At 36.4% G+C, this 10,446-nt stretch carries 10 protein-coding genes; 5 read left to right on the forward strand and 5 right to left on the reverse strand.

All coding sequences use genetic code 11. From position 1 onward, the window contains the following. Positions 1-154: 154 nt before the first annotated feature. On the reverse strand, positions 155-1,822 hold the full coding sequence (gene rnjA / locus CW357_RS06195; RefSeq protein ID WP_119414725.1) for a ribonuclease J1: 1,668 nt from the start codon (positions 1,820-1,822) through the stop codon (positions 155-157). A 4-nt stretch (positions 1,823-1,826) separates the two neighbouring features. Beyond that, a complete protein-coding gene (locus CW357_RS06200) occupies positions 1,827-2,036 on the reverse strand; it encodes a DNA-dependent RNA polymerase subunit epsilon (RefSeq protein ID WP_119414726.1) in 210 nt (69 codons plus the stop codon). A 279-nt stretch (positions 2,037-2,315) separates the two neighbouring features. Between CW357_RS06200 and CW357_RS06205 the strand changes: the two genes are divergently transcribed. Further along, a complete protein-coding gene (locus tag CW357_RS06205) occupies positions 2,316-3,089 on the forward strand; it encodes a Cof-type HAD-IIB family hydrolase (RefSeq protein ID WP_124217609.1) in 774 nt (257 codons plus the stop codon). A 70-nt stretch (positions 3,090-3,159) separates the two neighbouring features. On the opposite strand, the gene def is transcribed toward CW357_RS06205, so the two are convergent. Further along, positions 3,160-3,714: a peptide deformylase gene (gene def / locus CW357_RS06210; RefSeq protein WP_119414728.1), complete on the reverse strand. Its 555-nt coding sequence runs from the start codon at positions 3,712-3,714 to the stop codon at positions 3,160-3,162. Between the two features lie 349 nt (positions 3,715-4,063). Between def and pdhA the strand changes: the two genes are divergently transcribed. From pdhA to lpdA, 4 genes are read left to right on the forward strand one after another with little or no spacing between them, the layout of a single operon-like run. Further along, positions 4,064-5,179: a pyruvate dehydrogenase (acetyl-transferring) E1 component subunit alpha gene (gene pdhA, locus CW357_RS06215; protein WP_119414729.1), complete on the forward strand. Its 1,116-nt coding sequence runs from the start codon at positions 4,064-4,066 to the stop codon at positions 5,177-5,179. A 3-nt stretch (positions 5,180-5,182) separates the two neighbouring features. Further along, a complete protein-coding gene (locus tag CW357_RS06220; RefSeq protein ID WP_119414730.1) occupies positions 5,183-6,160 on the forward strand; it encodes an alpha-ketoacid dehydrogenase subunit beta in 978 nt (325 codons plus the stop codon). Between the two features lie 30 nt (positions 6,161-6,190). After that, positions 6,191-7,519 carry a dihydrolipoamide acetyltransferase family protein gene (locus tag CW357_RS06225; protein ID WP_119414731.1) on the forward strand — a complete coding sequence of 443 codons (1,329 nt, stop codon included), beginning with the start codon at positions 6,191-6,193 and terminating at the stop codon, positions 7,517-7,519. A gap of 5 nt (positions 7,520-7,524) precedes the next feature. Further along, positions 7,525-8,940, forward strand: coding sequence for a dihydrolipoyl dehydrogenase (gene lpdA / locus CW357_RS06230; protein ID WP_124217610.1), 1,416 nt, complete (start codon positions 7,525-7,527; stop codon positions 8,938-8,940). 64 nt (positions 8,941-9,004) lie between these two features. On the opposite strand, the gene CW357_RS06235 is transcribed toward lpdA, so the two are convergent. Together CW357_RS06235 and CW357_RS06240 are read right to left on the reverse strand one after the other, a co-directional pair. Beyond that, entirely contained in the window at positions 9,005-9,871 is an 867-nt protein-coding gene (locus tag CW357_RS06235; RefSeq protein WP_233548173.1) for an IS3 family transposase, read from the reverse strand. Beyond that, positions 9,832-10,392 carry a helix-turn-helix domain-containing protein gene (locus CW357_RS06240; protein WP_119417445.1) on the reverse strand — a complete coding sequence of 187 codons (561 nt, stop codon included), beginning with the start codon at positions 10,390-10,392 and terminating at the stop codon, positions 9,832-9,834. The genes CW357_RS06235 and CW357_RS06240 overlap by 40 nt, the downstream gene beginning before the upstream one ends. Positions 10,393-10,446 lie beyond the last annotated feature (54 nt).

Here is a 10,446-nt window from a genome sequence, read left to right on the forward strand (position 1 = left end):
TGAAAAACTTTTGGATAACCCCTTTTTTTATAATAAATTTATGAAGTATGCCCCAGCGGTGGGCGAATCAAAATTCCACCATCTTTGGTGCAAAGGAGTGTCTCTAAATTTTCAGACACTCTTTTTCATAGCCTATCATGTAAAGAACTTTCTATTATACTTCCATTATTATTGGCAAAATCATTGGACGTCGTTTAGTCTTTTCAAATAAGTATGGTCCTAAAACATCTGTGATTTCACTTTTCAATTCTGACCATTGAGGTGTTTTCTCTTGTAATGTTTGTTGCAAATGTTTGTTTAGCATTTGTTGTGCTTCATTAATCATCATACCAGACTCTCTCATGTAAACAAATCCACGTGAAATAATATCTGGACCAGCGACGATTTTTTGTTGTTCCATATCAACACTTACTACTACAATAACAAGGCCTTCTTCTGAAAGGATACGACGATCTCTCAATACGATATTACCTATATCACCGATGCCATTCCCATCAATATAGACTGAACCTGAAGGGATACGACCTGCAACATGGCCTTCATCTGAACTTAATGCTAGAACTTCACCATTTTCCATGATAAAGATGTTATCTGGATTAACGTCACAATCTTCAGCCAAACCTGCATGCATACGCAACATACGGTATTCACCATGAATTGGCATAAAGAATTTTGGTTTAATAAGACGTAACATTAACTTTTGCTCTTGTTGAGAACCATGACCAGAAGTATGGATATTATTGAGTGAACCATGAATAACTTCGGCTCCAGCACGATATAACAAGTTAATGGTTTTGTTTACACTAATCGTATTTCCTGGAATTGGAGAAGAAGAAAATACGACTGTATCACCAGGTTGAATTTGAATCTGACGATGTGTACCATTTGCGATTCGAGATAAAGCAGCCATTGGTTCACCTTGACTACCAGTACAAAGAATCATAACTTCGTTAGCTGGTAAACGATTTAATGCTTGTGCATCTACAAATGTTTCTTTAGGTGCCGTAATATAGCCTAATTCTCGACCTATTGTAATCGCATTATCCATACTTCTACCGAATACAGCTACTTTACGACCGTGTTTGGCCGCTGCATCTGTAACCTGTTTTAATCTATGAATATTAGATGCAAATGTTGCAAAAATAATTCTAGATTCTACGTTACGAAGTATTTCATCAATACTTTCTCCTACTTTACGTTCAGACATTGTAAACTCTGGACGCTCAGCATTTGTACTATCGGATAATAAGCAAAGAACTCCATCGCGACCAATTTCAGCCATCTTAGTGAGGTTTGCTGGTTCTCCTACAGGAGTGAAATCAAATTTAAAATCACCTGTGTGAACGATATTACCAGGTGGTGTTTTTACAACGATACCGAATGCATCTGGAATACTGTGTGTTGTTCTAAAAAAGCTTACAGATGTTTTACGGAATTTAATAACGTCGTCTTCTTTAATTTCAATCAGTTTTGTTTGACGGAGTAAGCCGTGCTCGTCCAATTTGTTGCGTAACAAGCCGAGTGCTAATTTGCCTCCGTAAACAGGAATGTTAATTTGGCGAAGTAAATAAGGTACACCACCAATATGATCCTCATGACCATGAGTAATAAAAAGACCTTTAATTTTATCGACATTACGTACTAGATAAGTATAATCAGGTATGACATAGTCGATACCAAGAAGATCATCTTCGGGGAATTTAATACCCGCATCTATTAAGATAATCTCATCTTGGAATTGAACTGCATAAGTATTTTTACCGATTTCGCCCAGTCCGCCGAGTGCGAAAACTGCAGTTTGGTCATTTTTGACAAACTTCATTAAATTAGAAGTTCTCCAATTTGTAATTTTCACTTGCTTGTTCGTATTCTAAATAATTTCCTTCAAGCAATTGAATATATTCGATGTTGTAACCGCGACCTTGAAGCTTTTCACGGGCTTCACGTACATCCTCTGCTTCAAGGTATAAGCTTTTAGTATTTTCGCGAACTGGTACTTCAAGCACATTTTCTTGGTAATAAACTTTGTAAATCATTTTTTTGCTCTCCTTTAACACGTTCAAAATAATTGCATTTCCTTTATATTATCATGTAGATAAACTAAAATAAAGAAAAGCCCTCCAAATTATGAAGGGCAAAGTGATTTTATGCGATTGTTTTTTTCTCGAGTAAGCCACGAAGCCTTTTCAACAGTTGTTTTTTTAGACGTTTGAACATGGCATATCACTCCTTATTTTTATTATATTAAATTAGGTAATAAATGTAAAGATAATTTCCTTAACAGTGAAAATATGAAAGAGGGTTGGCAAAATTTTATGAAAAATAAAATTTTATTTTTTGATATTGACGGAACTTTATATAATTCAGAAAAAAAGTTACCAAGAGCAACCTACAATGCTATTCAGAAGGCGAAGGAGAATGGACATGAGATAGCGATAGCGACCGGCAGATCACCATTTTTTTTGAAACCAGTATTAGAGGAGCTCGGTTTAGATTCCTTTGTTAGCTTTAATGGACAATATGTTGTATACAAAGGAAAGGTAATTTCAAAAAGACCAATTCCGATGGAGACAATTGATAAACTTGTGGCACAAGCTACAAATGAAAATGTCCCTATTGTCTATTTAGATGATGTGAAAATGACTTCAGCAACAAAAGATGATGAGAGAGTACAAGTTAGTATGGATTCTTTGTATTATCCGATGCCAGAAGTCGACGAAGAATATTATAAGCATTCAGATATTTATCAGATATTGCTATATGTTAATGAAAAAGAAGAGGGGAAATATGCATCTCTGTTTCCTGAGTTGAAATTTATTAGATGGCATAAATTTTCTGTAGATGTTATTAATAAAGACGTGTCAAAAGCATACGGAATAAAACAGTTCTTAAAGAATACGGATTTTGATATTGAGGATGCAATAGCGTTTGGTGATGGATTGAATGATGTAGAAATGCTTCAATCTGTAGGAACTAGTGTTGCAATGGGGAATGGCCATAAAAAAGCAAAAGAGGCAGCAACATTTGTAACCGATCATGTTGATCACGATGGATTAGCGCTAGCTATGAAAAAATTAGGTTTATGTTAATGTATTAAATTTAGTTATAAAAAAAGGCTATACAAAAGTGAAGGATTTTCACTCTTGTATAGCCTCTTTTTTATTCTTCTAATGGACTAGCATTTGGTATTTCAGCGAAAGGATTGTCCTTATTAATGTGATCGTAGAACATGATGCCGTTTAGATGGTCTAGTTCATGTTGAAATGCTATCGCAGGTAGACCTTTTAAACGCATTTTCTTTTCTTCACCATCTGGTGTAAAGAATTTTACTGTAATACGTGCATGACGGGGAACATATCCCGGTACATCCCTGTCAACTGAAAGACAACCTTCTCCAGAGGATACATAAGATCCTTCTACAGAATGGCTGACAATTTTAGGGTTGATGACAACCATGCTAATTTGTTTGCCTTTACTATCAGGTAAATGCAAAGCAAACATTCTTTTAGAGACATTTACTTGTGGAGCTGCAATACCAATGCCTGAACGTAAGCTATGCTTATTTGCTATTTCTGGATCTTGACTGTTAATCAAAAATTGAAGTAAATCTTCACCTAGTTGCTTTTCTTCTATAGATAGAGGGAAAGTCATTTCTTTTGCAACTTCTCTTAAAGTTGGATGACCTTCTCGAATGATATCGTGCATTAAAATCATAGTGCTCTCCCTTTCAATAATAGTTCCTATTTATTATAACCTAAGAACCTTTGCATTCAATGGAAAGTAACTAATATACATAAAAGATTGTTTTAGGAATGAAAGAAAAGGTAATAATTGAACTGTTAAAACTGTGTTAGTAAAGAATGATGAAACAATACTGTTATATATAACAGTGTGCCGATTCTGTATGATACAGTATGTTATCTAAAAGTTTACGCTTATTATTGGATATTATATATACTTACGTTGACCGTTGAGTGACTATTCGGTATACTATTATAAATGGTTGCTGTATTACTGAAATTAGTATAAAGTTATAATACAGAAATGAAGGAGATGTGATAGCATGGTTTCTAAAAAAGTTCAACAATTCGATCCGGTAGTAAATTTACAGGAAATCGAAGAGAAATTTGAAATGTTCCAGATTTTAAATGAAGAAGGGGAAATTGTTAACACGGAGGTAGACCTTCAGTTATCCGATGAACAATTAGTTGAATTGATGAGTCGTATGGTCTTTACACGTATTTTGGATCAACGTTCAATCTCATTGAATCGTCAAGGACGTTTAGGGTTCTATGCACCAACTGCTGGTCAAGAAGCTTCTCAAATTGCTTCACATTATGCACTTGAAAAAGAAGATTATATTTTACCTGGCTATCGTGATGTACCACAAATTGTATGGCACGGACTTCCACTTTGGAAAGCTTTCCTATGGTCACGTGGACATTTCGTAGGCGGTCAAATTCCTGAAGATGTGAATGTGTTATCACCTCAAATTATTATTGGTGCCCAATATGTTCAAACAGCGGGAGTTGCACTAGGTATTCAAAAACGCGGCAAAAAAGAAGTTGCCGTAACATATACAGGTGATGGTGGTTCATCACAAGGTGATTTCTATGAAGGAATCAACTTTGCAGGAGCATTTAAAGCACCGGCAATATTCATCGTCCAAAACAACCAATATGCAATTTCTACTCCACGTGAATTGCAAACAGCTGCTTCTACAATTGCTCAAAAAGGGATAGCAGCAGGTATTCCAAGTATTCAAGTAGATGGTATGGATCCATTGGCAGTTTATGTGGCAACTCGTGATGCTCGCAAACGTGCAATTGCAGGTGAAGGTCCATCATTAATCGAAACAGTTTGTTACCGTTATGGTCCACATACAATGGCAGGAGACGATCCAACTCGTTATCGTACTTCTGAAACAGATTCTAAATGGGAAAAGAAAGATCCTATTGTTCGCTTCCGTAAATTCTTAATGTCTAAAGGATTATGGAGTGAAGAAAAAGAAGCAGAAGTGATTGCAAATGCAAAAGAAGAAATTAAAGCTGCTATCAAAAAAGCAGATGAAACACCAAAACAAAAAGTAACAGATCTTATCCGTAATATGAATGATGGAGATCTTCCATTCAACTTGAAAGAACAATTTCAAATCTACACTGAGAAGGAGTCGAAGTAACCGATGGCACAAATGACAATGATTCAAGCAATTACAGATGCACTTCGTTGTGAATTAAAAGAAGACGAAAATGTGTTAGTATTCGGTGAAGATGTAGGTGTAAACGGAGGCGTTTTCCGTGCAACTGAAGGTCTTCAAAAAGAATTTGGTGAGGATCGTGTATTTGATACACCACTTGCTGAATCTGGAATTGGTGGTCTGTCTATTGGACTCGCTCTTCAAGGATTCCGACCAGTACCTGAAATTCAATTTTTCGGTTTCGTATATGAAGTAATGGATTCGATTTGTGGTCAATTAGCGCGTATGAGATATCGCTCAGGGGGAAGCCTAGGAGCACCTGTTACAATTCGCTCTCCATTTGGTGGCGGTGTACATACGCCTGAAATGCACTCAGATAGTTTAGAAGGTTTAGTTGCATCTCAACCGGGACTTAAAGTAGTCGTTCCATCAACTCCTTACGATGCAAAAGGTCTTTTAATCTCATCTATTCGTGATAATGATCCCGTTGTATTTTTAGAACACTTAAAACTTTATCGCTCATTCCGTGAAGAAGTACCGGAAGAATCTTATACAATTCCTCTTGGTAAAGCTGATATTAAACGTGAAGGGTCAGATATTTCTATTTTTGCCTATGGTGCTATGGTTCATGAATCGTTAAAAGCCGCTGAAGCATTGCAAAAAGAAAATTATTCAGCTGAAGTGATTGACCTACGAACTATACAGCCATTAGATATTGAAACAATTATTGCATCTGTTGAAAAAACAGGCCGTGCAATTGTTGTTCAAGAGGCTCAAAAACAAGCTGGTATTGCTGCAAATGTTGTAAGTGAAATTACAGAACGTGCTATTTTAAGTCTTGAAGCACCAGTTTTACGAGTAACAGCACCTGACACAGTTTACCCATTCCCACAAGCGGAAGCTGTATGGTTACCAAATTCAAAAGATATTGTTGCAACAGCTAAAAAAGTTTTAGAATTCTAATTTAACTAATACAAAGAAAGGGTGAATTACATGGCATATAAATTCCGTTTACCAGATATAGGAGAAGGTATCCATGAGGGAGAAATTGTAAAGTGGTTTGTTAAACCAGGTGATAAAATTGAAGAAGATACGGTATTGGCAGAAGTGCAAAATGACAAAGCAGTTGTAGAAATACCTTCTCCAGTTGAAGGTACAGTTGAAAAGGTTCTTGTTGAAGAGGGTACATTAACAACAGTTGGTACGGTTCTTTTAGAAATTGATGCGCCTGGATACGAAGATCTTGAGCTTCATGGGCATAAGGAAGATGAGGAAGCAGCAAATACAGAAGCACAAGTACAAGCGACTGCTGAAGATGGCAAAAAGGTAGAAAAAGCGCCTGTTGTAGAACAAAAAGAACCTGAAACTAAAGCAGTAGAAGCAGATTCACCAGCGCGTGTAATTGCGATGCCATCTGTTCGTAAATTTGCTCGTGACAACGGTGTGGATATTAAATCAGTTGCAGGAACAGGGAAAAATGGTCGTGTCCTAAAAGAGGATATTGAGGCATTTAAAAATGGCGGAGCAAAAGAAGACGCAGAAAAAGTGGATGTGTCATCTGCAATTGATGAAAATTCGACTGAAACAGTTACATCAACACCTGTTGAACTTCAAGGTGAATTCCCAGAAACACGAGAAAAAATGTCTGGCATTCGCCGTGCCATCGCAAAAGCAATGGTTCACTCTAAACAAACAGCACCTCATGTAACGCTAATGGATGAAGTAGATGTAACTGAATTAGTGGCACATCGCAAAAAATTCAAAGCTATTGCCGCAGAAAAAGGTATTAAGCTAACTTATCTTCCTTATGTGGTAAAAGCTCTAGTAAGTACTCTTCGTGAATTCCCAGAGTTTAACCGTTCCTTGGATGATGCAACACAAGAAATTATTCAAAAGCATTACTATAACATAGGTATTGCAGCAGATACAGATAAAGGATTACTTGTTCCTGTTATCAAACATGCTGATCGTAAATCAGTATTTGCCGTTTCAGATGAGATCAATCAATTAGCGACAAAAGCTCGTGAAGGAAAATTGGCTTCAAATGAGATGAAAGGTGCTTCTTGCTCAATTACTAATATAGGTTCAGCAGGTGGTCAATGGTTTACTCCAGTAATTAACCACCCTGAAGTAGCAATTTTGGGAATCGGTAGGATTTCTGAAAAACCTGTGATAAAAAATGGTGAAATTGTAGCGGCACCTGTGTTAGCATTATCATTGAGCTTTGATCATCGAATGATCGACGGCGCAACAGCTCAACATGCGTTAAACCATATTAAACGTTTGTTAAGCGAACCTGAATTATTATTAATGGAGGCGTAATTAAAATGGTAGTAGGAGATTTTCCAATCGAAACAGATACAATTGTTATAGGAGCTGGCCCTGGTGGATACGTAGCAGCAATCCGCGCAGCACAAACTGGACAAAAAGTAACAGTTATAGAACGTGAATACGTAGGAGGCGTATGCTTGAATGTTGGTTGTATTCCATCAAAAGCATTAATCTCTGTCGGACATCGTTTCGAACAAGCAAAACACTCAGATGATATGGGCGTTATTGTTCCAGAAGTTAAAATGGACTTTAAAAAGGCTCAAGCATTCAAAGATTCTGTAGTTAAAAAATTAACTGGTGGAGTATCAGGCTTATTAAAAGGAAATAATATTGAAGTTGTAAAAGGCGAAGCTTATTTCCATGATGCTAACTCTTTACGAGTAATCACTGAAAACTCTGCACAAACTTATACATTTAAAAATGCTATTATTGCAACTGGTTCACGCCCCGTTGAAATTCCAACATTTAAATTCTCAAAACGTGTATTAAACTCAACTGGTGCACTTTCATTACAAGAAGTACCTGAAAAACTTGTTGTAATTGGTGGCGGTTACATTGGTACTGAACTTGGTTCTGCATATGCAAATCTAGGTTCACAAGTAACAATTCTTGAAGGCGGTAAAGATATCTTAGCTGGCTTTGAAAAACAAATGACAACTATTGTTAAAAAAGGTCTTAAGAAAAAAGGTGTAACAATTGAAACAGAAGCTTTAGCACAAGGTGTTGAAGAAACTGAAACAGGTGTTACAGTTAAATACGAAGTAAAAGGCGAAGCAAAAACTTTGGATGCTGATTATGTATTAGTAACAGTAGGTCGTCGTCCAAATACAAATGATATGGGCTTAGAAGAAATTGGTATTGAATTTGGCGAACGTGGCCTATTAAAAGTTGACAAACAAGGTCGTACGAATATACCAAACATTTATGCAATCGGTGATATCGTTCCTGGACCACAACTTGCCCATAAAGCATCTTATGAAGGTAAAGTTGCTGCAGAAGCTATTGCTGGACAAAAATCAGTTGTCGATTATCTAGCTATTCCAGCTGTATGCTTCACAGATCCAGAAATGGCTACTGTAGGTCTTACAGAAGCACAAGCAAAAGAAGAAGGCTTTGAAGTATCTGCTGGCAAATTCCCATTCGCAGCTAATGGCCGTGCTCTAGCATTAAACGAAACAGAAGGCTTTGTAAAACTTGTTGCTCGTAAAGAAGATGGTTTATTACTAGGCGCTCAAATTATTGGTGTTGGTGCATCAGATATGATTGCTGAATTAGGCTTAGCAATTGAAGCTGGTATGACACTTGAAGATGTAGCAATGACAATCCATGCTCACCCTACTTTAGGTGAAATTACAATGGAAACTGCAGAAGTTGCATTAGGTAACCCAATTCATATTATTGCTAAAAAATAATAATTTCTTTGAAATTACCTCTTAAGATACATTTGGTAGTGACCCCTTAAAGTTAGAGTTTTTGTTATGCAGCTAATTGGCTGGTATGAATTCGGTATTTTACCGGGCTCATACCGGCCAGTTTTTGTTTAATTCGCTCGTTATTATAATAATCTATATATTGAACAATTTTCTTTTTTAATGCTTCGTAAGCAATCAATTCTTCCCCATAATACATTTCCTGTTTAAGTAAGCCGAAGAAGTTCTCCATTGCGGCATTGTCTGCACACGTTGCTTTTCGAGACATGCTTTGGAAAATCTTGTTCTGCTTTAATGTTTTGACCCATGTTTTATGTTGATAATGCCAGCCTTGATCTGAGTGAATGGTTGTCCGATATTTTGCATGATCTTGTATAACAGGAAGTACTTGTTTAAGTGAATCTATCACAAAATCTAGTGTTGGACGTTTTGACATACTAAACCCAATGATTTCACCGTTATATAAATCCATGATTGGACTTAAGTAAAGTTTTTCACCATCTGTACATTTGAATTCCGTTACGTCTGTTACAAGCTTTTGAAGGGGATTCGGTGTGCTGAAACGGCGGTTTAAACGATTCTTTGCCACCTTTCCTATCGTCCCTTTATAAGATTTATAGCGTGATTTGCGTACAAATTTCTCACATTTCAAGTTTAATTTCTGCATGATACGCTGTACCTTCTTATGATTAATTGTGTATCCTTGTGCTTTCAATTCCGCATGAATACGGCGATAACCATATCGACCTTCATGTTTCTCAAAAGTCTCTAATATCAAGGTATTCCAGGTTTCATCCGGATCCTCTTGATGCATTTGCTTGATGTGATAATGGTACGTTGCCTCAGGAATATCCACTTGTTTTATAACATCTTTTAATCGGAATCCCTCTTCTTTAAGTTCGAACGCAATGATTGCTTGTGCTTTTCGAGGAAGGCATCCGGATTCTCTCGAAAAGCCTTCAACTTTTTTAAATACGCCACCTCTAAACGAAGTAGTTCATTTTCACGTTCTAACTGATCTTCACGTGACATTATTTTTTCTTGTTTCTTCGATGTTAATTTTGGTTTCTTAGACATAGACGGACGCCCCTTTGCTTTTTCTTGCAGGCCCTCTATCCCTTCTTTTAGAAATTTACTGTTCCAATTTGCGATTAAACTTAAATTATTCATCTTAAATTGAATTGCCGTATCTTGATAAGAAGCACCTGTTTGTTTCATAAAGTTTAATACATCTAATTTAAATTGAACAGAATAAAACTGCTTCTTTTTCTTTACAGATAAGCCATTTCGACCAAATTCTTTATATGAACGTACCCACCTCTTTAATTGAGAAGTAACTATACCATGTTTCTTGGCTGTCAAAGTGTAACCTAATGGACCACTTAAATAATCTTGTACTACTTTAAATTTAAATTTTTCGCTATATTTAGCCATAGAAAAACACCCCAAAAATTAGATTTTTTACTCTAACTTTTGGGGTGCAGCACC

The organism is Rummeliibacillus sp. TYF005, assembly GCF_003844195.1.
In the GTDB taxonomy this organism is placed as follows: domain Bacteria; phylum Bacillota; class Bacilli; order Bacillales_A; family Planococcaceae; genus Rummeliibacillus.